This is a genomic window from Roseobacter sp. MH60115 (assembly GCF_015644665.1).
Taxonomy (GTDB): Bacteria; Pseudomonadota; Alphaproteobacteria; order Rhodobacterales; family Rhodobacteraceae; genus Roseobacter.
Genome location: NZ_JADOBQ010000002.1, coordinates 296772 through 319949 on the forward strand (window position 1 = coordinate 296772; position 23178 = coordinate 319949).

Here is a 23178-nt window from a genome sequence, read left to right on the forward strand (position 1 = left end):
ACCGCCCCACAGCGCGTCACAACATCAGCTGGTAGCTGTGCGGCACATAGGCAAAGTCATCGCCCGCTTTCTCCACATAGCCGATACCGGGCCAGGGCATATGGTAGCCGACAAAGGCGGTCTTGTCCGTCGCCATCATGTCCAGAATGCGCCGCCGCGTGGCCGCCGCCGCGGCCTTGTCCATATCGAACTTCACTTCCCAATCCGGGTGCGCCAGCGACCAGACATAGTGATTTGCGAAATCCGCCCCCAGCACCAGTTGGGTGCCACCATCCTCGACCATATAGGTCATATGGCCCGGCGTGTGGCCAAAGGCTGCCATGGCGGTCAGACCGGAAGCCACCGAACCGCCGTCCTCAAGGAAGGAGAACTGTTCGGCAAAGGGCGCGATCTTGGCCTTGAAATTGTCGTTGTCCTGCGCGGCCCAGGCATCGAACTCCGCGCGGCCGGTCACATAGCGCGCATTGCCGTAGGTCAGGCTGCCATCGTCCAGCGTCATGCCGCCGATGTGGTCGCCGTGCATGTGCGTGATGACCACCACGTCGATCTGGTCCACCGTGTACCCCGCAGCCTCCAGCGCTGCCGTTGTGCCGGCCCCCGAAAGCCCGGTGTCGAAAAGCACCAGCTCCGACCCGGTGTTAACCACGGTGGGCGTGAAGAAGAACTGCGACACGTCGGTGGGCAGATTGGCTTCAGCGGAGACAGCAGCAAAAGTATCCGCATCGACATTCAGCCCGAAAATGTTGTGTGGGCCTTCGACGGCGCGGGTGCCGGCCAGCAGGGTCGTGACGTCAAAACCACCGACCTTGATGCGATGAAAAGGCGACATGGCGGTCCCCATCATGGGTGCCGCGGCGCGCGTGGCACCGGCGGCAGCAGCGAGTGGCAGGGCGGCGGCGCCTGCAAGGGCCGCACGGCGGGAGACTTTGATCTGATCGGACATGATCACTTTCCTTTCCTGTTGGATGCTCTCTGAGGTAGTATGCACATGCGACGTGCCCATGAAAAACTGTTTGCGGCCAATCATATTTTTGCGAGGAGGCATCATGAGTGAGGCGGTGGAGGTGGCCACCTTTCTGGCGGCGGTAACGCCCGAACGTCGGCACGGGGAAGCCAGCGTGCTCGACAGCCTCTTTCGCGAAGTGACCGGCTGGGCCCCACGGCTCTGGTCGGGAGGTATGCTGGGCTATGGTACCTATGACTACACCTATGCCTCCGGTCGGTCGGGCACGTTTTTCGCCACCGGCTTTGCGCCGCGCAAGGCCAGGCTATCGGTCTACATCATGCCCGGATACGCTGATTTCAGTGCAATCCTCGCGGATTTGGGCAAACACAAGACGGGGAAATCCTGCCTCTATATCAACAAGCTTGAGGATGTGGACACGGAGGTCTTGAAACGTCTCGTGCGCGCTGGTCTCGACGATCTCGCAAGCCGTTGGCCGGTCACGGCCACCTAAGGCCCTTCGCTGGACAAATCTGTGCACCTATGACATCCCGCAGGCCAACAGGAGACACGCATGACCACCACCCGCTTCGCCCCGTCGCCCACCGGGCACATCCACATCGGCAACCTGCGCACCGCGCTGATGAACTACCTCATCGCGCGCAAGGCGGGCGGCACATTCATTCTGCGCATTGACGACACCGATCCGGAGCGCAGCAAGGAAGAATATGTCGATGGTATCAAGCAGGACCTGGAGTGGCTGGGGCTGCACTGGGACCAGGTGGAACGGCAGTCCGAGCGGTTGGACCGCTACGCGGAAGCCGCTGATAAGCTGCGCGAGATCGGGCGCTTTTATGAGGCCTTCGAGACACCGACCGAGTTGGACTTGAAGCGGAAAAAGCAGCTCAACATGGGCAAGCCGCCGGTCTATGACCGGGCGGCGCTGGCGCTGACCGACGCGGAGAAAGACGCGCTGCGTGCAGAGCGGGGCGCGGGCGTCTGGCGCTTCAAGCTCGATCAGGAGCGGATCGAGTGGGCCGATGGCATCCTGGGCGATATCTCGATCGATGCGGCCTCCGTGTCGGACCCGGTGCTGATCCGTGGGGACGGGCAGGTGCTCTATACGCTGGCCTCCGTGGTCGATGACACCGAGATGGGCGTGACCCACGTGGTACGTGGATCGGACCATGTGACCAACACGGCGACGCAAATCCAGATCATCGGGGCGCTTGGCGGTACGGTGCCGTCATTTGCACACCACTCGCTGCTGACCGGCCCGCAGGGCGAAGCGCTCAGCAAACGCCTTGGCACGCTCTCGCTGCGCGATCTACGCGCGCAGGGGGTACAGCCGATGGCGCTGCTCAGCCTGATGGCGCGGCTGGGGTCCTCGGACCCGGTGGAACTGCGCGCCGATATGGCAGAACTGATCGACGGCTTTGACATCACGCGGTTCGGTTCGGCACCGACGAAATTCGATGAACAGGACCTCTTCCCGCTGACCGCGCGGCATCTGGCGGGGCTGCCTCTGGCAGAGGTGGCCGAGGCCATCGCCGGGGCCGGTGTGCCCGATGACAAGGCTGCCCAGTTTTGGGAGGTCACGCGTGAGAATATCACCACATTGCACGATCTCCAAGGCTGGTGGACGATGATGCACAGCGGGGTGGCGCCTGAGATTGACGCCGAGGACGCGGATTTCGTCGCTGAGGCCATGAAGCTGCTGCCCGACGCCCCGTTTGACGATCAGACGTGGAGCACATGGACGGCAGCGGTCAAGGAAGCCACGGGTCGCAAGGGGCGCGGGCTCTTTATGCCGTTGCGTAAGGCGCTGACGGGTCAGGCCCATGGCCCCGACATGTCGGCCCTGATGCCGCTCTTGCAGGTGATCAAGGCCCGCACGGCTGGCAGGTAAGGTGGGCTTCAGGCCACCGTTCCCTGCGTTCCCTGTCGGGGTGGGGTCTGCGCCGACTGCAAGATCAAGTCTCGGGTGCCGCGTGAGACAGACGGATGGCCATGGCTGAGGCGCAGGCTAAATTCCTGACCGGCAATCTCTTTGCCCATATCTCGGTCATGGCATCGACCTTTTCGATTGGGCTGATGGCGGTCTTTGCCGTCGACTTCATCGACATGATCTTCATCGCGATGCTGGGCAAGGAAGAGCTGGCTGCAGCCGTGGGCTACGCCGCCGCGATCCTGTTTTTCAACACCTCCTTTGGCATCGGCATGGCTGTCGCTGCTGGCGCATTGGTGGCGCGCGCCCTGGGGGAGGGCAACCAAGCCCGCGCCGAAGCGCGCAAGACCCACGCGCTGGCCTATGGCGCGATCTTCGGGATCTGTTTTGCCGCTGCGGTCTGGGTGAACCTGCCCTGGCTGGTGACGCTGATGGGCGCGACCGGAGAGACGGCGGATCTGACGCTCTCCTACCTGCGGATCACCGTGCCGGCGCTGCCGTTTCTGATGATCGGGATCATCGGCGGGGCCATCCTGCGGGCCCATGGAGATGCGCGTCGGGCGATGATGTCCACGATCTGGGGCGGACTTGTGAATGCGGTGCTGGACCCGATCCTGATCTTCGGGCTGGGGCTTGAGTTGACGGGCGCTGCACTCGCCTCGGTCGCCGCGAATGTGGCGATTGCGGTGATGGCGTTGCGCCCGATCATTCGGTTTTACGGCGGTCTGGGGCGGCCTCAACTGGGGCCGATGCTGCGCGACTTGGGGCCTATCCTCGCCATCGCCGCGCCCGCGATCCTGACCCAGATCGCCACACCGGTGGGCCAAGCCATCGTGACGCGGACCATGGCACAATTCGGTGAGGCGGCAGTGGCAGGCATGGCCATCGTGGGGCGCCTGACACCTCTGGCCTTTGCGATCATCTTTGCCCTCTCGGGCGCTGTGGGTCCCATCCTCGGGCAGAATTTCGGCGCCCGGGATCACGACCGTGTGCGGCGCGGGTTCAACGACGCGGTGCTGTTCACGGCCATGGTGATCGTGCTGGTCTCGGTCATCCTCTTCTGCCTACGCACCCAGATCGCGGCGCTCTTCGATGCGACGGGCGTGACCCGCGAGCTGGTATTCCTCTTTTGCGGCCCGCTGTCGCTTTTGTTTTTCTTCAACGGGGTGCTCTTCGTGGGCAATGCGGCCTTTAACAACATGGGACGGCCGTTTTACTCGACCTTCCTCAATTGGGGCCGCAATACCGTGGGGATGGTGCCCCTTGTGCTGCTGGGCGCATGGGCGTTCGGGCCTGCCGGTGTGCTGATCGGACAGGCGCTGGCGGGCGTGATCTTTGGCGTGATCGCCTGGGTCCTGGCGCGGCGGGTGATGCGCGCGGCTGCCGCAGACGGTGGGCCTGTCAAAAAGTCAGAATTCGGGCGGCAGGGGCGCCTCATGTCGCTCTTTCACCTGCGCCGATAACCGGGTCAGGTGGTCGTCCACCAGCCGGGTTTGCAGCTCGGTCAATTGCTGGTGACGTGGATAGACGGGGTCGGCCCGGTCATTCAGGATCGGGGTGTCCCAGCCATCTGTGCTGTCAAAGAACCCCTGCACCCCGGCCTCGCCAAAGACCTCGTGGAACCCCTGCACCACCACGTCGAGATAGCTGAGCAGGATCATCTGATTGCTGCGTCTGAGCATGTTTTCCCGCTGCACCGCATAGACGGCGATTTCGGGCGTGGCAGGATGCGCGTGGTCGATATCGCCATGGGCAGGCACGCGGGCATAGCCGCTTTCGCGCGCGTCAAGTGCTGCCCAATCAGCGCCCGGCACAGCGGCGATGAGACCCTGAATGCTGTGCCCCGGGGCGGGCACACCGGTGAGCAGCACCACACCGAATCGTGGCGTGGCGACCCAGGCGCGGCGCCAGCCCTTCAGCGTGGCGGGATGGGGGTCGGGGTAGCTATGGCTCTTGGTGTTCACAAGGCTGCCATAGCCAAAGAAATAAGGATCGCTCATGGTCTGTCTTTCGCGCAGTCCCGCGCACTCAAACATTATGGCGCGGGCGGCACAAGACGTCTTGACCAGACCGCATACGCTGGCATACCGTCCCGACACATCCCGCCCGGGAGAACCGGCTGCAAAGCCGGTGCCGAAGGAGCAACCGCCCCGGAAACTCTCAGGCCACCGGACCGTGCGGGATCGCAGAACTCTGGAGAGAGGTGCCGCGTGGCATCCGCCGAAGGGATAACGATCTCAGGCGAAAAGACAGAGGGGGCATCTAGGGCGCGCGTTTTGCGTGTATCTGATGCCGGTCCATTCTCACGCAGAACCGGCTTTGAGGGAGAGGTCGGATGACTGAGCTGGCGAGAACGCCGTTACACGGGCTGCATGTGGAGCTGGGCGCCAAGATGGTGCCCTTTGCTGGCTACGACATGCCGGTGCAATATCCCATGGGTGTGCTGAAGGAACACCTGCACACGCGCGCGGCGGCGGGGCTGTTCGACGTCAGCCATATGGGGCAGGTGATCCTGTCCGGACCTTCGTGGGAGGCGGTGGCGCTGGCGTTTGAGGCGCTGGTCCCGATGGATGTGATGGGGCTGGAGGACGGGCGGCAGCGCTACGGTCTCTTCACCAATGACGCCGGTGGGATTGAGGACGACCTGATGTTCGCGCGGCGCGGCGATGATCTGTTTGTCGTTGTGAACGCGGCCTGCAAGGCGGAGGACGTGGCGCGGATGCGGGCAGGGCTGCCGGATGAAATTTCAGTGACGGAGCTGACGGACCGCGCGCTGATCGCGCTGCAAGGCCCAAAGGCGGCGGCGGTGATCGAGGACCAGGATTCACGTGCCGCAGAAATGCGCTTCATGGATGTGGCTGATCTGGCGCTTTGTGGCCATGCCGTCTGGGCCTCGCGCTCCGGCTACACCGGCGAGGATGGGTTTGAAATTTCCGTGGCGGCGGATGAGGCGGAAACGCTGGTCCGCAGTCTGCTGACACATCACGGCGTCGCCCCGATTGGCCTGGGCGCGCGGGATTCCCTGCGGCTGGAGGCCGGGCTTTGCCTTTATGGACATGACATTGATGCGATGACCGGACCGGTCGAGGCGGGCCTGACCTGGTCGGTGCAAAAGATACGCCGGGCCAGTGGTGCGCGGGCGGGCGGGTTTCCCGGGGCCGACGTCGTTCTGGAGGCATTTGCCAGTGGCGTGACGCGCAAACGGGTTGGGTTGCGCCCCGAGGGCCGTGCGCCAATGCGCGAGGGCGTGCAGCTTTTCGATGCGCAGGAGGGTGGTGCGCAGATCGGCGCCGTTACATCGGGTGGGTTTGGCCCCACGGTCGAGGGTCCGGTCGCCATGGGATATGTGACCACCAAGCACGCAGAGGTGGGCACGCGGATATGGGGCGAAGTGCGGGGCAAGCGTTTGGCCGTGGACGTCGCGGCGCTGCCGTTTGTGCCCGCTAATTTCAAGAGATAACCAACAGGAGACCAGGACATGAAATTCACCGAAGAGCACGAGTGGCTGCGCGAAGAGGACGGTTTGATGGTGGTGGGCATCACCACCCACGCGGCCGAGCAGCTGGGCGATGTGGTGTTTGTCGAACTGCCCGATGAGGGCACCACGGTGAGCAAGGACGACGAGGTTGTGGTGATCGAAAGTGTCAAGGCGGCCAGTGACATTCTGGCGCCTGTCGACGGCGAGATCGTCGAGGTGAACGCGGCACTGACGGACAATCCCGGGATGGTGAACGAGGATCCGCAGGGCGAAGCCTGGTTCTTCAAGATGTCGGTGAGTGACGCCAGCCAGATGGACGAATTCATGGATGAAGCGGGATACCAGAAATTCATCGCCTGAGCGCCCATGGGGTGGAACAGGTATCTGAGAATTGACGAAGGGTGACGCGTGAAGAGCGCGCGAGAGGAGCGATGCGATGGTGTATAAGCCAACCGACTATTTGCCATATGATTTTGCCAACCGGCGGCATATCGGGCCGTCCCCGGTGGAGATGGCGGAGATGCTGGACGTTGTCGGGGCGGCCTCACTCGATGCGCTGATCGACGACACGCTGCCGCCTGCGATCCGACAGAAAGAGCCGCTGGACTTTGGCAAAGCGATGTCGGAGCGCGAGGTGCTGGAGCATCTGCGCAAGATCGGTGCCAAGAACAAGGTGCTGACCTCCCTCATCGGGCAGGGATATCACGGCACGGTCACGCCGCCCGCGATCCAGCGGAACATTCTGGAGAACCCGGCGTGGTACACGGCCTACACGCCCTATCAGCCGGAGATTTCGCAAGGACGACTGGAGGCGCTGTTGAACTTCCAGACCATGGTCAGTGATCTGACCGGGCTGGAGATCGCTAATGCCTCCCTGCTGGATGAGGCAACGGCCTGCGCCGAGGCGATGACCATGGCGCAGCGGGTTGCGAAGTCAAAGGCCAAGGCGTTCTTTGTCGATCGCGATTGTCATCCGCAGAACATCGCGGTGATGCAGACGCGGGCCGCGCCCCTGGGGATCGAAGTGATCGTTGGCAACCCAGCAAAGATGGATGCGTCATCGGTCTTCGGCGCGATTTTCCAGTATCCGGGCACCTACGGCCATGTGCATGATTTCACCGATCATATGACAGCGCTGCATGACCACGGCGCGATTGGCGTGGTCTCTGCCGATCCTCTGGCGCTGACGCTGCTCAAGGAGCCCGGCGCGATGGGGGCTGATATCGCCGTGGGCTCAACCCAGCGTTTCGGCGTGCCCGAGGGATATGGCGGGCCACATGCGGCCTATATGGCCTGCCGCGACGCCTATAAGCGCGCGATGCCGGGGCGGATTGTCGGCGTTTCGGTCGATGCGCATGGCAACCGGGCGTACCGGCTCAGCCTGCAGACGCGCGAGCAGCACATCCGGCGAGAGAAAGCGACGTCGAATGTCTGTACCGCGCAGGCGCTGCTGGCGGTAATGGCGTCGATGTACGCAGTGTTCCACGGGCCGGAAGGATTGCGCGCGATTGCACAGCGTATTCACCGCAAAACAGTGCGGCTGGCCAAGGGGCTGGAGGCGGCAGGCTTCAAGGTGGACCCGAAGGCCTGTTTTGACACGATCACGGTGGATGTGGGGCCGCTGCAGGCCGCCGTTCTCAAATCGGCGGTGGATGAAGGGATCAATCTGCGTGCCGTCGGTGAGCGTCGTGTAGGCATTTCGCTGGATGAGCGCTGCAAGCCCGCGACGCTGGAAGCGGTCTGGCGGGCCTTTGGGATTGATCGGAAGGATGAGGATTTCCGCCCCGACTACCGCTTCCCCGAAGAGATGCTCCGGACGTCGAAGTATCTGACACATCCGATTTTCCACATGAACCGGGCCGAGACCGAGATGATGCGCTATATGCGGCGGCTGGCGGATCGGGATCTGGCGCTGGACCGGGCGATGATCCCGCTGGGGTCCTGCACGATGAAGCTGAACTCCGCCGCCGAAATGATGCCGGTCAGCTGGCGGGAGTTTTCGCTGATCCACCCCTATGCCCCCGCCGATCAGGCGCATGGGTATGCAGAGATGATTAACGACCTGAGTGCCAAACTGTGCGATATCACTGGCTACGATGCGATTTCCATGCAGCCCAATTCGGGCGCACAGGGGGAGTATGCGGGGCTTTTGTCTATCGCCGGGTATCACCGCGCGCAGGGGCAGGGGCATCGCAACATCTGTCTCATCCCGATGAGCGCACATGGCACCAACCCGGCGAGCGCTCAGATGGTGGGCTGGAAAGTCGTGGTTGTGAAATCGGCGGCGAACGGTGACATTGATCTGGAGGACTTCCGCGCCAAGGCAGAGCAGCATTCCGAGAACCTCGCAGGCTGCATGATCACCTACCCGTCCACCCACGGGGTGTTCGAGGAGACGGTCACGGAGGTGACCCGGATCACCCATGCGCATGGTGGGCAGGTCTATATTGACGGTGCGAATATGAACGCGATGGTCGGGCTGTCGCGTCCTGGTGATCTGGGCGGGGATGTGAGCCACCTGAACTTGCACAAGACCTTCTGCATCCCACATGGCGGCGGCGGTCCGGGCATGGGGCCGATTGGGGTGAAAGCGCATCTGGTGCCGCATTTGCCCGGCGCGCCTAATGGCGGCGAAGGAGCGGTGTCTGCGGCGCCCTTCGGATCACCGTCGCTGCTGCCGATCAGCTGGGCCTATTGCCTGATGATGGGCGGAGAGGGGCTGACGCAGGCAACGCGGGTCGCGATCCTGAACGCCAACTACATCGCACAGAGGCTCGAGGGCGCGTTTGACGTGCTCTACAAAGGTCCGACGGGGCGAGTGGCGCACGAGTGCATTATCGATGTGCGGCCTTTTGATGAGAGTGCAGGTGTGACCGTGGAGGATATCGCAAAACGGCTCATTGATTGCGGATTTCACGCGCCGACCATGAGCTGGCCGGTGGCGGGTACACTGATGGTCGAGCCGACAGAGAGCGAGACCAAGGCGGAGCTTGACCGCTTCTGTGATGCGATGCTGGCGATCCGAGCCGAGATTGCCGCAGTGGAAGCGGGTGAAATGGATGTCGAGAACAACCCGCTGAAACACGCACCGCACACGGTTGAGGATTTGGTCGGCGATTGGGATCGGCCCTATAGCCGGGAGGAAGGCTGTTTTCCGCCGGGCGCTTTCCGCGTCGACAAGTATTGGCCACCCGTGAACCGGGTCGACAATGTCTATGGCGACCGGCACCTTGTGTGCACCTGCCCACCGATGGAGGACTATGCAGAGGCTGCCGAATAAGGGGCGCTGCCCCCGGCCCTTCGGGCCTCCCCCGGGATATTTGAGGCCAGAAGAACGGGGAGCGGTTTTCCAACTGCTCCCCGTTCAAGAAGCGTTTTGGCTTCTCCTGGCGCGGTCATCGGCGTCCCCGCCTGTACCGCATCTTCATTCCAGCGGACATTGGTTAAGAAATCGTTGTTTCTTTTGGCCTGAAGTATCCCCGCCGGAGGCAAGAAGACTTTTATTCCCGCGCTCGAAGCACTTGGGCGGGCGACGCGTTGAGAGGCGCCCAAGCGAAGAGAAGACCGGCCATCAGCGTCGTCAGGACACCACCGAGAATGATAGGCAGGGCAGAAAGCCAGATCACCGAAAAGTCCGTATCCATGATGAAGTGGCTCATGGCCCAGCCACCGGTGACCCCCGCCGCAAGCGCCACGATACCTGCGCAGAGACCCAGCAGCGCGGAGCGCAGGGCAAAGCTGAATAGGATGTGACGGCGCGACGCGCCGAGAGTTTTCAGAACGGCGGCTTCGTAGATGCGCGCATTGGTGCCAGCCGCCGCCGCACCAATCAGCACGAGAAAGCCCGTGAGCAGCGTGGCCGCCGCGCCATAGGAGGTGGCTGCAGCCAGCCCGGACAGCACGTCAGCCACCCGGTCAATGGCGTCGCGCACACGCACGGCCGTGATGTTGGGGTATTGGCCTGCGAGATCACGCAGGATCTGCGCTTCCGCCTCTTCCTCTGCATAGACGGTCGAGATGAAGCTGTGCGGGGCGCCGGAGAGGGCCGCGGGGTTCATTGCCAGAATAAAGCCGATGCCGGCGGTGGAGAAATCCACCTCGCGGAAGCTGGCGATGGTGCCGGTGATGTCACGGCCCAGGATGTTCACGGTCATCTCGTCCCCGATCTGCAGACCCATCTCGGTGGCCTCTTCGGCGGCGAAGCTGATCAGAGGTGGTCCGGTGTAATCCGCGGTCCACCAGTTGCCAGCGGTGATACGTGTGTTCTCGGGCGGGGTCTCGGAGTAGGTCACGCCGCGGTCGCCTTGTAGAACCCAGTGGTCACCCGCAACCTCACGCGCGGGCTGGCCGTTGATCCTGGTGATGATCCCCCGCAGCATCGGGGCGGATTGGACGCGCTCGACCGCAGGGTCGTTTGCCAGCCGCTCTGTAAAGCCCGCCATCTGATCTTTCTGGATGTCGACGAAGAAGTAGGAGGGCGCCACCTCGGGCAGGTTGCCCGTGATCGCGCCGCGCAGGTTGCCATCGATCTGGCCAACGGCGGCCAGCACCGAGAGACCGAGACCCAACGAAAGCACCACTGATGTGGCGCCTTCGCGCGGCCCGGAGATGGCGGCAAGCGCCCACCTGGCCCGGGGCGCGCCCCGCGCCAGGTGGGCGCCCTTGCGCGAGAGGTGACGGATCAGCAGGGCGGCCCCTGCGAGCAGAAGCAGCGCGCCGCAGATGCCGCCTGCTGTCCAGAAGGTCAGCCACCAGGTGCCAGAGAACCAGCCCGCGAGGGCCAGTAGCAGCGCCAGCGCGAGCGCGGTCGCGGCAAGATAGCGCGGAGCAGGCAGAGCGCGGGCCGACATTAGCGCATCGCGAAAGAGCGTCGCGGGTTTGATCTCTTCGGCGCGGGCCAGCGGCCAGAGGGTGAAGAGAAAGGCCGTGAGCAGCCCGTAGATCGCGGCCTCGATCAGCGGGGCAGGGTAGAGCGCGAAGGCCGCGGGGATCGGCAGGCGCGCCTCGATCAGCGGGGCGAAGATCAGCGGCGCAAGCCCGCCCAGAACCACGCCGATTGCGATTCCACAGAGGGACAGCACGCCGATCTGAATGAAGTACGTCTGAAAGATCACGCGGCGGGTTGCCCCCAGCGTGCGCAGTGTGGCGATCACGCTGGTCTTGCCCGCAAGATAGGCGCGAACGGCAGAAGAGACACCGACCCCGCCCACCGCGAGGCCGGAGAGACCCACGAGAATTAGGAAAGCACCGAGGCGATCCACGAATTCGGAAATTCCCGGCGCGCCGTTGCGCGCATCCGTCCAGCGCATACCGGTGTCTTCGAACCGGCTGCGTGCTGCTTCGGCAAGGGCGGCGAGATCGGCGTCAGGCGGCAGGTCGAGGCGGTATTTCGTGGAAAAGAGGGTGCCGGGTGCGAGCAGTTGCGCGTTGGCGAGGCTTTCGGTGGTCACAATTGTGCGGGGCCCGAGGGCAAAGCCGCCCGCTGCGCTGTCGGGCTCTCGTGCCAGTTCGGCGCTCAGGTGGAACGCTTGTGTGCCCAGGCGAAACACATCGCCGATGACGAGCCCGAGCCTGTCGATCAACACGCGTTCCATCACCGCGCCGGGCAGGCCGTTTTCAGCCGCAAGCGCCTGATCGAGCGGAATGTCGGGGATCAGATCCACCGTGCCGATCAGCGGATAAGCATCGTCGATGGCCTTGATCTGGGTCAGGCCGCGCTCAGCCATGTCGCCCTCGCCCACCACCGCCATGGAACGGAAATCAACGATCTCCGAGACTTTTTCAGCGACCTGCGCCATCCAGGCGCGTTCTTCGTTGGTGGCAAAGCGGTAGGTGAAATCCATCTCCGCATCACCGCCCAGAAGAGCGGCACCTTCGCGGGCGAGACCTGCTTCGATGCCGGAACGCACGGAACCCACGGCAGCGATGGCGGCCACACCGAGGGCGAGGCAGGCGAGGAAAATTCGAAAGCCCTGCAGACCGCCGCGCAGTTCGCGCTTTGCAAACCGGGCTGCGAGGGAAAGACTCATTCCGCCGCGCGCTCCATTGGAACCACACGGCCATCGCCAAGGCGGATCACACGGTCGCAGCGGGCAGCGAGGCTCTGGCTGTGGGTCACCAGGACCAGCGTGGCGCCGTGCCGATCGCGCAGTCCAAAGAGCAGGTCGATGATCGCAGCCCCATTGGCACCGTCGAGGTTGCCGGTGGGTTCATCCGCCAGCAGGATATCGGGGCGCGGGGCAGAGGCGCGGGCCAGGGCCACCCGTTGCTGCTCGCCGCCGGACAGTTGCGATGGATAGTGATCGGCCCGCTGTGCCAGACCGACCTCGGCCAGCTCTGCCTCGGCTTTGGCGAAGGCGTCGGCGTCACCTGCAAGCTCCAGCGGGGTTGCGACGTTCTCAAGGGCCGTCATCGTCGGGATCAGGTGAAAAGACTGGAACACCACCCCCATGTGATCGCGGCGGAACCGGGCAAGGGCGTCCTCGGACATGCGCGTGAGATCCTGCCCCAGCGCCATCACGGTCCCGGATGTCGCATGCTCCAGCCCACCCATGAGCATCAGCAGTGAGGATTTGCCGGAGCCCGAGGGGCCGATCAGTCCAAGGCTCTCCCCTTCGTGTACCTCAAGCGAGATGCCGTGCAGGATATCAACGCGCCCGGCATTGCCATCCAGCGATAAAGTCGCATCTTTGAGAGAGAAGACTGGATCTATCATGCGTGAAACACCTTTGGCGGGTATACGTGTGGCATATGGAGGCTGGATCAAGATGCACAAGGTTGTGATGTGTTTGGCGCTGTTCTGCCCCGTGGCGGGACAGGCGGAGGAGGTGGTGATCGCGGCGCTGGGCGACAGTCTCACGCAGGGGTACGGGCTTGTCGAGACCGAAGGGTTTGTGCCGCAATTGCAGAGCTGGCTGGAGGCAGAAGGTACTGATGTACAGCTGATCAATGCAGGTGTGTCCGGCGACACAACTGCCGGGGGGCTGAGCCGGGCCGCCTGGACGCTTACCCCGGAGGTGGATGCGATGATCGTCGCATTGGGCGGCAACGATCTTTTGCGGGGGATTGATCCCGACGTCAGCCGTGCCAATCTTGAGGGTATTCTTCAGGCCGCCGCCGCCGCGGAGGTCGAGGTGTTGCTGGTCGGCATGCAGGCGCCCGGCAACTACGGTCCGGCGTACAAGCAGGCTTTTGACGCGATGTATCCTGAGTTGTCCGAGACGTACGGCACGCTCTTTGCCCCCAGCTTTTTTGAGGGGCTGCGCATCGAGGAGGGCGATCCGGCGTCGGTCCGTGCCTTCATGCAGCCCGATGGCATTCATCCCAATGCCGACGGCGTGGTCCAGATCGTGGAGGCGCTCGGGCCCTATGCATTGGATTTGATCGCCCGCGTGGAGAAGTGACATGCCGGGACGGTTTTTTCTGACCTCGCCCATGACGGACCTTGCCGCTGCCCTGAAGCAGGATGCGGCACAGGTTGCGGATGAGCCTGCGCGCCGGAATATCGCCCCCGGGCAGGAGATCGTTGTGCTGACCGATGCCGGGCTGTCGCGGATGCGGTGGGGCATCATTCCCATCGGGCGGGTCAATGCGCGGGGCCGCCCGGTGATGGAAACCATCGTGAACGCGCGCAGCGAGACGGTCTTTGATAAATCCGCTTTCACCGGGACCGGGCGGGCTGTTGTGCCCCTGAACGGCTGGTACGAATGGACGGGAGAGAAGCGGCGCAAGACACCGTGGCGGATCACGCCACGTTCCGGAGGGTTTCTGTATTTCGCCGCAATCACGGATCGGTGGCAGGGGCCCGGCGGCATAGAGGTGGATCAGGTTGCGACGCTCACCTGTGCGCCCTCTGCCGACGTGATCGACGTGCACCACCGGATGGGTGTGATCCTTGATCCTGAAGACATCGATCTGTGGCTTGGCGGCCCGCAAGAGCAGGTCGCACCATTGCTGCGCCCCTGGCCCGACGGACGATTACAGGTCGAGAAGGCAGAAGACGTAAATTGGGACGCCCCCTGAGAATACAAAAACGGGCACCGCGGCGCCCGTTTGCAAATCGTGTAAATGCCTGAAATCAGGCCAGTGCGAGGTTGCCCGCGCTTTCGCGGCCGTCACGGCCCGCTTCCACGTCGAAGGTAACTTTCTGGTTGTCTGCCAGACCTGTGAGGCCTGCGCGTTCAACAGCAGAAATATGCACAAAGATGTCTTTGCCGCCGCCATCGGGGGCGATAAAGCCGTAGCCTTTTGTGGTGTTAAACCATTTCACGGTGCCAGTGGCCATTCCCCGTGTCTCCTGTCTTGTGCTGCCCGCGGAATGCGGCAGCTTGGCTCGGTCGAAAGCAGATCGAATGACTGGCCGGAAGGAGCAGTGGTCGATAGTTTGTCGCGTCGCGATTTTGATATTGGGGGTGGTCAGCGCAAAAGCAAGTTAAATTCCGATGACAGCGCTTACGTGCGGGAGGTCGGCGAATTCCCGCCAGCCGTGTATTGCGTAATTTTTCAGCAGCGTTGTGGCTGATTGCAGAGAAACAAATTTTACCAGTTGATAAAAAAATGATTCCGTGACAGCTTTTTTGAATTGAACAAGCCAGAATGGGGAAAATCCATGTCCAGCGACGCATTCACACCAGGTATCCTACCGGCTCGTCTGGAGGCCGAGGCTTATGTGGATCACTTTTCGGATTTACACCCACGGCTGGATGCGCATGAGGCGCTGGTGGCGGCGGATCGCTGCTATTTTTGTCATGACGCGCCCTGTATCACCGCCTGTCCGACCGACATCGATATTCCGCTGTTCATCCGGCAAATCGCGACGGGCACGCCGGATGCCGCTGCGAAAACCATCCTGAGCCAGAACATCATGGGCGGTATGTGTGCCCGTGTCTGTCCGACGGAACAGCTATGTGAAGAGGCCTGTGTCCGCGAATTGGCGGAGGGGAAGCCGGTCCTGATCGGGCAGCTTCAGCGCTATGCGACGGACCACTTGCAGGAACAGGGCATCCATCCTTTCTCCCGAGCTGCGGCGACCGGTAAAACGGTTGCCGTGGTGGGGGCGGGGCCTGCGGGGCTCAGCTGCGCGCACCGTTTGGCGATGCTGGGCCATGACGTCGTGGTCTATGACGCCCGGCCCAAGGCAGGCGGGCTCAACGAATACGGGATTGCGACCTATAAAACGGTCGAGGGCTTTGCACAGGCCGAGGTGGATTGGCTGTTGCAGATCGGCGGGATCCGCATCGAATTCGGCAAGGCATTGGGCCGCGAAGAGACGCTCGAGAGCTTGCGCGCGGGGCATGACGCCGTCTTTCTCGGCATGGGTCTGGGCGGCGTGAATGCGTTGGAGGCCGAGGGGTCGGACAAGGAAGGCGTGCTGGACGCGGTGGATTTCATCGCCAACCTGCGGCAGGCTGATGATCTGGCACAGGTGCCTGTGGGCCGCGATGTGGTGGTGATCGGCGGGGGCATGACGGCCATTGATGCCGCCGTTCACGCCAAGCTGCTGGGTGCGCTGAATGTGACGCTGGTATATCGCCGGGGCCGTGATCGGATGAATGCGAGCGTCTTTGAGCAGGATCTGGCCACAAGCAAAGGCGTCCGGATTGTGACACATGCGGTGCCGCGCGCGGCTATTGGCAACGGCGCGGTGCGCGAGATTGAATTCGACTATGTCGATGAGGCGATGGCGCCGACCGGTCAGACCTTGAGGCTGGCGGCGGATCAGGTGTTCCGCGCAATCGGTCAGTCGCTGGTGGGAGAGGGCTTGCCAGCATTGGAAGGCCGCAAGATCAAGGTTGATGACGCGGGCCGGACATCGTTGCAAGGTGTCTGGGCCGGTGGTGACTGCGCCGCAGGGGGTGACGATCTCACGGTAACGGCCGTGGCCGAAGGGCGCGATGCGGCAATGGATATTCACGAGGCACTGACAGGGGCCGCGGCGTAACGCCCGCCCGACGGAGGAACCGATATGGCTGATTTGACAAGTGACTTCGTGGGCATCAAGAGCCCGAACCCGTTCTGGCTGGCCTCTGCGCCGCCGACAGACAAGGAATACAACGTCCGCCGCGCCTTTGAGGCGGGCTGGGGCGGTGTGGTCTGGAAAACACTGGGCCTTGATCCGCATGTGGTGAATGTGAACGGGCCCCGCTATGGCGCGATCTACGGCGCCGACCGGCGGCTGTTGGGATTGAACAACATCGAGTTGATCACAGATCGACCGCTGCAGACCAACCTTGACGAGATCAAGGTTGTGAAGCGCGACTATCCGGATCGGGCGATGATCGTCTCGCTCATGGTGCCCTGTGAGGAAGAGCCGTGGAAGTTCATTTTGCCCCTGGTCGAGGACACCGGCGCAGATGGGGTGGAGCTGAACTTCGGCTGTCCGCATGGGATGTCAGAACGGGGCATGGGCTCCGCCGTGGGGCAGGTGCCTGAGTACATCGAAATGGTGACGCGCTGGGTGAAGGCCAACACGCGTATGCCGGTGATCGTAAAGCTGACGCCGAATATCACCGATATCCGCAAGCCCGCCGAGGCGGCCATGAAAGGCGGGGCGGATGCGGTCTCGCTGATCAATACGATCAACTCGATCACCTCCGTGGATTTGGATCTCTTTGCGCCGGAGCCGACGATCGACGGTAAGGGGGCCCATGGCGGCTATTGCGGGCCAGCGGTCAAGCCGATTGCATTGAATATGGTGGCAGAGATCGCGCGGGACCCGAGCCTGGGGCAGATCCCGATTTCCGGGATCGGCGGCATCACAACCTGGCGTGATGCGGCGGAATTCATGGCGTTGGGAGCGGGCAACGTTCAGGTCTGCACGGCAGCGATGACCTATGGGTTCAAGATCGTGCAGGAGATGATCAGCGGTCTGTCGGATTACATGGACAGCAAGGGGCTGACCTCGGTGGACCAGATTGTCGGTCGCGCGGTGCGGAATGTGACCGACTGGCAGCATTTGAACCTGAACTACGTGGCCAAGGCGAAGATCGATCAGGATCTGTGTATCTCTTGCGGGCGCTGCTTTGCCGCCTGCGAAGACACCTCACATCAGGCGATTGCCATGTCGGAGGACCGCACATTTACTGTGATCGACGAGGAATGCGTGGCCTGCAATCTCTGCGTCAACGTATGCCCGGTCGAGGATTGCATCACGATGGAGGCGATGGCACCGGGCCTTGTCGATCCGCGCACAGGCAAGGTGGTGGAGCCGGACTATGCCAACTGGACAACCCATCCGAACAATCCGGCGGCCAAGGCCGCCGAGTAGACCCTAATTGTCACCGCGATCCAGGATCGGGGCGGTTGGCAGCGGGTTGGGCAATTCGTACTCCGGTTCAGCGGCTTCGGCCGCCGCGCGCGCGGCAGCAGCTGCTTTCTCTGCAGTACGCTCGGCGTCGCGGGCCTCCTGAAGGGCCTTGGATTCGGCGCGCAACTTCGCTTGCTGCACAAGGAACTCATTTTCGGCCGGTTTGTCCGCTTGCGCATCGATCACGGATTTCGGCGTTGCCTCAACCGGCAGCATTGCCACCTGTCCCCGTTTCAGCAAACTGGCGAGGTGAGCGCCGCCTGTTCCGGTCCCATTCCCGGCCCCCTGTCCGGAATGATCTGATGCCATGTTGGCGCCGTTGCCGGATGCGGATTTCGCGGGCGGCTGGCCCGCCTGAACGCCTGCAACCTGTGCGTCATTTTGTGCAGGGGCCACCGGCTGTGGCGCATATGGGGCATTAAAGGATATCGCACTCATACTTCGCTCCAATCTTGTTCACAGTCTGAAGCCGCCACCCACAAACCATTAAAACAATATGAACACTAATCGGGTATTAATGAGCAGGGAAATTTTGCAGAACGGTTATCAAAGCCTTAAGGGCTCAGGAGCTTGGTAAACATCGTCGCGAGGTACTTGGCGGCCCCGCCGTGGCACTCGGGATCATCGCGGAGCAGCACCTGCACCTGTGCATCGAAATCGGCATAATGCTGGGTGGTGGCCCAGATCGAAAAGATCAGATGCCGCGGGTCGACGGTCGCCAGGGCGCCTTTGTCCATCCAAGCCCCTATCACCGCGCATTTTTCATCAAAGAGCGGTTGCAGATCGGCGACCAGATGCGGCGCCATGCGCGGTGCGCCTTGCAGGATCTCACCGGCAAACAGGCGACTTTCGCGGGGCAGATCCCGCGCCATGTCGAGCTTGCGCTGCACGTAGCCTAGGATCTCCTGCAGGGGGTCGCCGTCCGGGTCAAGTGTTACCAGAGGGTCCAGCCAGGTCTCCATGAGCTGGTTGAGGAGCGTAACGTGGATCTCTTCCTTGCCATCGAAATAGTAAAGAATATTCGGCTTGCTGAGCCCTGCGGCCACGGCAATCTGATCAAGGGTCGCCCCGCGGTAGCCGTGTTTGGAAAAAACATCGAGGGCGGCATCGAGAATGAGCCTGCGGTTGCGTTGCTGAATGCGGCTGGGCTTTTTATCGGCGCCGTCAGGCACGGGCGTCTCCCTCCAATGGGCTGCTGCAAAATCGGGCAGTGTAAAAGATGTTCACAGGCTCACATGAGAAAGGCGTGAAAGGAAGTCTTGACTTGACCCACCCTAATCGCAATCGTGTCTTTACCAAATGGTAAAAATTGCCCTTGGTCAAAAATGAGCACCGCCAGGAAGGACCCCAGCCATGCCCGCGCCCGGACAGAACCTGAAGATCAACCCGGATCGGCTCTGGGACAGCCTGATGGAGATGGCCAAGATCGGCCCCGGCGTGGCAGGCGGCAACAATCGGCAGACGCTGACAGACGAAGATGGCGCGGGTCGCGCGCTGTTCCAAAGCTGGTGCGCGGCGGCGGGCTGCGAGATGGGGCTCGACCAGATGGGCAACATGTTCGCGCGCCGCGAGGGCACGGACCCCGATGCCTTGCCGGTCTATGTGGGCAGCCACCTCGACACACAGCCCACGGGCGGCAAATACGACGGGGTGCTGGGTGTGCTTGGCGGCCTTGAGATCATCCGCACGCTGAATGATCTGAATGTGAAAACCAAACATCCGATTGTGGTCACGAATTTCACCAATGAAGAAGGCACGCGCTATGCGCCTGCGATGCTGTCGTCGGGTGTGTTTGCAGGCATCCACACACAGGATTGGGCGTATGCGCGGGTGGATGCCGAGGGCAAGACATTCGGTGATGAGTTGAAACGGATCGGTTGGCGTGGCGATGAAGAAGTCGGCGCCCGCAAGATGCACGCGTTTTTCGAATTACATATCGAACAGGGGCCCATTCTTGAGGCCGAAGAGAAAGACATCGGCGTCGTCACCCACGGGCAGGGGCTGTCGTGGACGGAAGTGACGATCACCGGCAAGGACAGTCACACCGGCTCGACCCCCATGCCGATGCGCAAGAATGCCGGCCTCGGCATGGCGCGGGTGCTGGAGAAGGTCGACGAGATTGCCTGGAGCCACAAACCCCATGCGGTGGGCGCTGCAGGGCATATCGATGTCTATCCCAACTCACGCAACGTGATCCCGGGCAAGGTGGTTTTCACGGTTGATTTTCGGTCGCCCGATCTGAGCGTGATCGAGGATATGGAGGCAAGGTTGCGCGTCGAGGGTCAGAAGATCGCCGACGAGATGGGGCTGGAGATTGCCTTTGAGAAGGTGGGCGGGTTTGACCCGGTGGCCTTTGACGAGGGCTGTGTGACGGCTGTAAGATCTGCCGCTGAGCGGTTGGGGTATTCCCACATGAACCTGATTTCCGGCGCGGGACACGACGCCTGCTGGATCAACCGGGTGGCACCGACGGCCATGGTGATGTGCCCCTGCGTGGACGGGTTGAGCCACAATGAGGCGGAAGAGATCTCCAAGGACTGGGCCATGGCCGGAACCGACGTTCTGTTGCATGCCGTGGTGGAAACTGCGGAGATCGTTGGGTGATTTCGCCCGATCTGACAATAGCAGAGCGGGTTTCGGCGCTGGTGGATGCAGAGATCGATAACGCTTTGGCAGGCGCCGGTGTCATATTGCAAAGGACGGCGGAGGCGATGCGCGGAGCTTTGTGCGCGCCGCGCAAGGTGAGGGTGAATTTCTCTGGCGGACTGACCCAGGAGTGTTGGAGCGTGACGCGGGGCGACGGGGACTACCGGGTGATGTATATGCCGGTCGCGGGATATTTCTCGCTTTGTGTGGAGAGTGATTTCGGGCCACTGGACATCGGCGTGCACGGGTCCGCGTTGGGGTGTTTCGGGTCGGTTTGAAAAGGGCGTTGCCCTCGGCCTTTGGCCTCACCCGTGATATTTAAGGCCAGAAGAAACGTGGCCAGTGAGATGGGAGAGATGACATGAGCAAGGTGATCAAAGGCGGCATGGTCTGCACAGCGGACCGGACGTGGAAAGCGGATGTGCTGATCGAGGGCGAAACGATCAGCCAGATCGGCGAAGACCTGAAAGGCGATGAGTACATCGATGCAGAAGGAGCCTATGTGATCCCCGGCGGGATCGACCCGCATACGCATCTCGAAATGCCGTTCATGGGAACAACTGCGGCAGAAACCTTCGAATCCGGCACCTGGGCCGCAGCGGCTGGCGGGACAACGATGGTGGTGGATTTCTGCCTGCCCGGCGAGGACGGCTCGATCAAGAACGCGATCAACGAGTGGCACCGAAAATCCGCGCCGCAGATCTGTTCAGATGTGGGTTACCACATGGCGATCACGGGATGGGACGAGAGTGTCTTTAACGAGATGAAGGACGCCGTCGAGATGGGGGTGAATTCCTTCAAGCACTTCATGGCCTACAAAGGCGCGCTGATGATCGAGGATGACGAGATGTTTGCCTCCTTCAAACGCTGTGCTGAACTGGGCGCGCTGCCGATGGTACATGCGGAGAACGGCGATCTGGTGGCCGAGATGCAGCAGAAATACTTCGATCAGGGAATTACCGGGCCCGAAGGACATGCCTATTCGCGTCCGCCCGAGTTTGAAGGCGAGGCCGCCAATCGGGCGATCACAATCGCCGATGCCGCTGGCGTGCCGCTCTACATCGTGCATGTGTCCTGTGAGCAGGCGCATGAGGCGATCCGGCGTGCGCGACAAAAGGGCATGCGCGTTTACGGCGAGCCGCTGATCCAGTTCCTGACGCTGGATGAAAGCGTCTACTTCGATACGGATTGGGACTATGCGGCGCGGCGGGTGATGTCCCCGCCGTTCCGGTCGAAAGACCACCAGGACAGTCTGTGGGCTGGCTTGCAGGCCGGGTCCTTACAGGTCGTGGCAACGGATCATGCTGCCTTCAACACGGAACAGAAACGCGCGGGCCGCAATGATTTCCGGATCATCCCCAATGGGTCGAACGGGCTGGAGGAACGTCTGGCCGTGCTCTGGACCGAAGGGGTGGAAACCGGGCGGTTGACACCAAATGAATTTGTGGCCTGCACCTCGTCGAACGTGGCCAAGATCCTGAACATCTACCCACGCAAAGGCGCGATTGTCGAAGGGGCGGATGCGGATATCGTTGTCTGGGATCCGAAGATCACCAAGACAATTTCGCCCAGCAATCATCACTCGGTGCTCGATTACAACGTCTTCGAAGGGTTCGAGGTCAAGGCGCAGAGCCGATACACGCTGAACCGGGGCGAGGTCATCTGGGCCTGGGGTCAGAACTCGCAGCCGAACCCCGGTCGCGGACGGTTCATCCCGCGTCCCGCATTCTCCTCTGCCTCCGAGGCACTGAGCAAGTGGAAAGCCCTGACCGCCCCCAAGATGATCAAACGCGATCCAATGAACATTCCGGCGGGGATCTAGAGGTTTATGCAAGAGGCTGCGGTGCAAATGCCCGATACGGTGCCCGGGCAAAGCGTGATTTCCGCGCACCACCTGGATCTGACGTTTCAGACGAATGATGGTCCGGTGCATGCACTGAAGGACGTGTCGCTTGATATCGCGAAGGGGGAGTTTGTCAGCTTCATCGGACCGTCGGGCTGCGGTAAGACGACCTTCCTGCGCTGCATGGCCGATCTGGAGCATCCCACAGGCGGGGAGATCACCGTCAATGGCGTGAGCCCGGAAGAGGCGCGCAGGTCCCGCGCCTACGGCTATGTTTTTCAAGCCGCTGGTCTCTATCCATGGCGGACCATTGGCGGCAACGTGCGCCTACCACTTGAGATTATGGGCTATTCGAAAGCGGAACAGGCGGAGCGTGTGGCGCGGGTGTTGGAGTTGGTGGAACTGGCCGGGTTCGAGAATAAATTCCCCTGGCAACTCTCCGGCGGTATGCAGCAACGCGCATCCATCGCCCGCGCTTTGGCATTTGACGCCGACATTCTGCTGATGGATGAGCCCTTTGGGGCGCTGGACGAAATTGTCCGTGATCATCTGAATGAACAGCTGCTGAAGCTTTGGGCGCGGACGCAGAAAACAATTGCCTTCGTTACCCATTCCATCCCCGAGGCCGTTTACCTCAGTACAAAGATTGTGGTGATGTCACCCCGGCCCGGACGCATTACGGATGTTATAGACAGCCCGTTGCCGCCAGATCGGCCTCTGGACATCCGTGACACGCCAGCGTTTCTGGAAGTGGCACATAGGGTACGTGAAGGTTTGCGCGCGGGTCACGGCGATGAGTGATATGTCGAAAACGGCCCGGGCGCGCAACAATTGTATCGCCCGCCCGGGTCCGATCCGCTGTTTGTGTAGGGAGGCGGGCTCCCTTTTCATCGTTCACGGTCATCGGCATGCCTGCCTGTACCGTGTGGAGATCAAATCAGTTATCTCTTTCATTGTTCTTAAAATATGCAAAAAATTTTTCCAGTCTGCCAAAGTTGAATATGCATATTTACAG

Annotated in this window: 21 protein-coding genes and 1 riboswitch; of the genes, 14 read left to right on the forward strand and 7 right to left on the reverse strand. The window is 62.1% G+C overall.

The window, feature by feature from the left end:
• Window positions 1-16: 16 nt before the first annotated feature.
• A complete protein-coding gene (locus ISX84_RS06970; RefSeq protein WP_195819628.1) occupies window positions 17-943 on the reverse strand; it encodes an MBL fold metallo-hydrolase in 927 nt (308 codons plus the stop codon).
• A 103-nt stretch (window positions 944-1046) separates the two neighbouring features.
• On the opposite strand from ISX84_RS06970, the gene ISX84_RS06975 reads away from it, so the two are divergent.
• From ISX84_RS06975 to ISX84_RS06985, 3 genes are all read left to right on the forward strand, one after another.
• The gene (locus ISX84_RS06975) at window positions 1047-1457 is read left to right on the forward strand and encodes a DUF1801 domain-containing protein (RefSeq protein ID WP_195819629.1); all 411 of its coding nucleotides are present in this window, start codon (window positions 1047-1049) and stop codon (window positions 1455-1457) included.
• A 60-nt stretch (window positions 1458-1517) separates the two neighbouring features.
• Window positions 1518-2852, forward strand: coding sequence for a glutamate--tRNA ligase (gene gltX / locus ISX84_RS06980; RefSeq protein ID WP_195819630.1), 1335 nt, complete (start codon window positions 1518-1520; stop codon window positions 2850-2852).
• Window positions 2853-2953: 101 nt separating this feature from the next.
• Window positions 2954-4354, forward strand: a complete 1401-nt coding sequence (locus tag ISX84_RS06985) for an MATE family efflux transporter (protein ID WP_195820262.1) — start codon at window positions 2954-2956, stop codon at window positions 4352-4354.
• On the opposite strand, the gene ISX84_RS06990 is transcribed toward ISX84_RS06985, so the two are convergent.
• The gene (locus ISX84_RS06990; protein ID WP_195819631.1) at window positions 4301-4891 is read right to left on the reverse strand and encodes a gamma-glutamylcyclotransferase family protein; all 591 of its coding nucleotides are present in this window, start codon (window positions 4889-4891) and stop codon (window positions 4301-4303) included. The genes ISX84_RS06985 and ISX84_RS06990 overlap by 54 nt on opposite strands.
• A gap of 97 nt (window positions 4892-4988) precedes the next feature.
• A riboswitch (glycine riboswitch) is annotated at window positions 4989-5077 on the forward strand.
• A gap of 149 nt (window positions 5078-5226) precedes the next feature.
• Between ISX84_RS06990 and gcvT the strand changes: the two genes are divergently transcribed.
• The 3 genes from gcvT to gcvP all read left to right on the forward strand — a co-directional run bounded on the left by gcvT (window position 5227) and on the right by gcvP (window position 9649).
• Window positions 5227-6351, forward strand: coding sequence for a glycine cleavage system aminomethyltransferase GcvT (gcvT, locus tag ISX84_RS06995; RefSeq protein ID WP_195819632.1), 1125 nt, complete (start codon window positions 5227-5229; stop codon window positions 6349-6351).
• Window positions 6352-6369: 18 nt separating this feature from the next.
• Complete coding sequence (gene gcvH, locus ISX84_RS07000; protein ID WP_195819633.1) at window positions 6370-6729, forward strand: glycine cleavage system protein GcvH; 360 nt, start codon at window positions 6370-6372, stop codon at window positions 6727-6729.
• A 76-nt stretch (window positions 6730-6805) separates the two neighbouring features.
• Window positions 6806-9649 (forward strand): aminomethyl-transferring glycine dehydrogenase, encoded by a 2844-nt coding sequence (gcvP, locus tag ISX84_RS07005; RefSeq protein WP_195819634.1) that lies wholly within the window; start codon window positions 6806-6808, stop codon window positions 9647-9649.
• A 220-nt stretch (window positions 9650-9869) separates the two neighbouring features.
• Here gcvP and ISX84_RS07010 read toward each other — a convergent pair whose 3' ends face one another.
• Window positions 9870-12398, reverse strand: coding sequence for an ABC transporter permease (locus ISX84_RS07010; protein WP_195819635.1), 2529 nt, complete (start codon window positions 12396-12398; stop codon window positions 9870-9872).
• The gene (locus ISX84_RS07015) at window positions 12395-13084 is read right to left on the reverse strand and encodes an ABC transporter ATP-binding protein (protein ID WP_195819636.1); all 690 of its coding nucleotides are present in this window, start codon (window positions 13082-13084) and stop codon (window positions 12395-12397) included. Before ISX84_RS07015 ends, ISX84_RS07010 begins: the two co-directional genes overlap by 4 nt.
• Between ISX84_RS07015 and ISX84_RS07020 the strand changes: the two genes are divergently transcribed.
• Window positions 13083-13772, forward strand: coding sequence for an arylesterase (locus ISX84_RS07020; RefSeq protein ID WP_442800615.1), 690 nt, complete (start codon window positions 13083-13085; stop codon window positions 13770-13772). The genes ISX84_RS07015 and ISX84_RS07020 overlap by 2 nt on opposite strands.
• A gap of 1 nt (window position 13773) precedes the next feature.
• On the forward strand, window positions 13774-14391 hold the full coding sequence (locus ISX84_RS07025; RefSeq protein ID WP_195819637.1) for an SOS response-associated peptidase: 618 nt from the start codon (window positions 13774-13776) through the stop codon (window positions 14389-14391).
• Window positions 14392-14446: 55 nt separating this feature from the next.
• Here ISX84_RS07025 and ISX84_RS07030 read toward each other — a convergent pair whose 3' ends face one another.
• Window positions 14447-14653 (reverse strand): cold-shock protein, encoded by a 207-nt coding sequence (locus tag ISX84_RS07030; RefSeq protein ID WP_159977586.1) that lies wholly within the window; start codon window positions 14651-14653, stop codon window positions 14447-14449.
• Window positions 14654-14977: 324 nt separating this feature from the next.
• Here ISX84_RS07030 and ISX84_RS07035 point away from each other — a divergent pair, with 324 nt between their 5' ends.
• Both ISX84_RS07035 and preA read left to right on the forward strand, forming a co-directional pair.
• Window positions 14978-16309, forward strand: a complete 1332-nt coding sequence (locus tag ISX84_RS07035) for an NAD(P)-dependent oxidoreductase (RefSeq protein WP_195819638.1) — start codon at window positions 14978-14980, stop codon at window positions 16307-16309.
• Window positions 16310-16333: 24 nt separating this feature from the next.
• On the forward strand, window positions 16334-17635 hold the full coding sequence (gene preA / locus ISX84_RS07040) for an NAD-dependent dihydropyrimidine dehydrogenase subunit PreA (RefSeq protein ID WP_195819639.1): 1302 nt from the start codon (window positions 16334-16336) through the stop codon (window positions 17633-17635).
• 3 nt (window positions 17636-17638) lie between these two features.
• Here preA and ISX84_RS07045 read toward each other — a convergent pair whose 3' ends face one another.
• Window positions 17639-18112 (reverse strand): hypothetical protein, encoded by a 474-nt coding sequence (locus tag ISX84_RS07045; RefSeq protein ID WP_195819640.1) that lies wholly within the window; start codon window positions 18110-18112, stop codon window positions 17639-17641.
• A 116-nt stretch (window positions 18113-18228) separates the two neighbouring features.
• The gene (locus tag ISX84_RS07050; protein ID WP_195819641.1) at window positions 18229-18846 is read right to left on the reverse strand and encodes a TetR family transcriptional regulator C-terminal domain-containing protein; all 618 of its coding nucleotides are present in this window, start codon (window positions 18844-18846) and stop codon (window positions 18229-18231) included.
• A gap of 181 nt (window positions 18847-19027) precedes the next feature.
• Here ISX84_RS07050 and ISX84_RS07055 point away from each other — a divergent pair, with 181 nt between their 5' ends.
• The 4 genes from ISX84_RS07055 to ISX84_RS07070 all read left to right on the forward strand — a co-directional run bounded on the left by ISX84_RS07055 (window position 19028) and on the right by ISX84_RS07070 (window position 22964).
• Complete coding sequence (locus ISX84_RS07055) at window positions 19028-20278, forward strand: Zn-dependent hydrolase (protein ID WP_195819642.1); 1251 nt, start codon at window positions 19028-19030, stop codon at window positions 20276-20278.
• On the forward strand, window positions 20275-20598 hold the full coding sequence (locus ISX84_RS07060) for a hypothetical protein (protein WP_195819643.1): 324 nt from the start codon (window positions 20275-20277) through the stop codon (window positions 20596-20598). Before ISX84_RS07055 ends, ISX84_RS07060 begins: the two co-directional genes overlap by 4 nt.
• An 83-nt stretch (window positions 20599-20681) precedes the next feature.
• A complete protein-coding gene (hydA, locus tag ISX84_RS07065; RefSeq protein WP_195819644.1) occupies window positions 20682-22142 on the forward strand; it encodes a dihydropyrimidinase in 1461 nt (486 codons plus the stop codon).
• 27 nt (window positions 22143-22169) lie between these two features.
• Window positions 22170-22964: an ABC transporter ATP-binding protein gene (locus ISX84_RS07070; protein ID WP_195820264.1), complete on the forward strand. Its 795-nt coding sequence runs from the start codon at window positions 22170-22172 to the stop codon at window positions 22962-22964.
• Window positions 22965-23178 lie beyond the last annotated feature (214 nt).

What these genes read in the sequence shown, in the direction of transcription:
- ISX84_RS06970 (WP_195819628.1), bottom strand. Translation starts at nt 943, where the DNA reads ATGTCCGATCAGATCAAAGTCTCCCGCCGTGCGGCCCTTGCAGGCGCC.
- ISX84_RS06975 (WP_195819629.1), top strand. Translation starts at nt 1,047, where the DNA reads ATGAGTGAGGCGGTGGAGGTGGCCACCTTTCTGGCGGCGGTAACGCCC.
- gltX (WP_195819630.1), top strand. Translation starts at nt 1,518, where the DNA reads ATGACCACCACCCGCTTCGCCCCGTCGCCCACCGGGCACATCCACATC.
- ISX84_RS06985 (WP_195820262.1), top strand. Translation starts at nt 2,954, where the DNA reads ATGGCTGAGGCGCAGGCTAAATTCCTGACCGGCAATCTCTTTGCCCAT.
- ISX84_RS06990 (WP_195819631.1), bottom strand. Translation starts at nt 4,891, where the DNA reads ATGAGCGATCCTTATTTCTTTGGCTATGGCAGCCTTGTGAACACCAAG.
- gcvT (WP_195819632.1), top strand. Translation starts at nt 5,227, where the DNA reads ATGACTGAGCTGGCGAGAACGCCGTTACACGGGCTGCATGTGGAGCTG.
- gcvH (WP_195819633.1), top strand. Translation starts at nt 6,370, where the DNA reads ATGAAATTCACCGAAGAGCACGAGTGGCTGCGCGAAGAGGACGGTTTG.
- gcvP (WP_195819634.1), top strand. Translation starts at nt 6,806, where the DNA reads ATGGTGTATAAGCCAACCGACTATTTGCCATATGATTTTGCCAACCGG.
- ISX84_RS07010 (WP_195819635.1), bottom strand. Translation starts at nt 12,398, where the DNA reads ATGAGTCTTTCCCTCGCAGCCCGGTTTGCAAAGCGCGAACTGCGCGGC.
- ISX84_RS07020 (WP_442800615.1), top strand. Translation starts at nt 13,083, where the DNA reads ATGCGTGAAACACCTTTGGCGGGTATACGTGTGGCATATGGAGGCTGG.
- ISX84_RS07015 (WP_195819636.1), bottom strand. Translation starts at nt 13,084, where the DNA reads ATGATAGATCCAGTCTTCTCTCTCAAAGATGCGACTTTATCGCTGGAT.
- ISX84_RS07025 (WP_195819637.1), top strand. Translation starts at nt 13,774, where the DNA reads ATGCCGGGACGGTTTTTTCTGACCTCGCCCATGACGGACCTTGCCGCT.
- ISX84_RS07030 (WP_159977586.1), bottom strand. Translation starts at nt 14,653, where the DNA reads ATGGCCACTGGCACCGTGAAATGGTTTAACACCACAAAAGGCTACGGC.
- ISX84_RS07035 (WP_195819638.1), top strand. Translation starts at nt 14,978, where the DNA reads ATGTCCAGCGACGCATTCACACCAGGTATCCTACCGGCTCGTCTGGAG.
- preA (WP_195819639.1), top strand. Translation starts at nt 16,334, where the DNA reads ATGGCTGATTTGACAAGTGACTTCGTGGGCATCAAGAGCCCGAACCCG.
- ISX84_RS07045 (WP_195819640.1), bottom strand. Translation starts at nt 18,112, where the DNA reads ATGAGTGCGATATCCTTTAATGCCCCATATGCGCCACAGCCGGTGGCC.
- ISX84_RS07055 (WP_195819642.1), top strand. Translation starts at nt 19,028, where the DNA reads ATGCCCGCGCCCGGACAGAACCTGAAGATCAACCCGGATCGGCTCTGG.
- hydA (WP_195819644.1), top strand. Translation starts at nt 20,682, where the DNA reads ATGAGCAAGGTGATCAAAGGCGGCATGGTCTGCACAGCGGACCGGACG.
- ISX84_RS07070 (WP_195820264.1), top strand. Translation starts at nt 22,170, where the DNA reads ATGCCCGATACGGTGCCCGGGCAAAGCGTGATTTCCGCGCACCACCTG.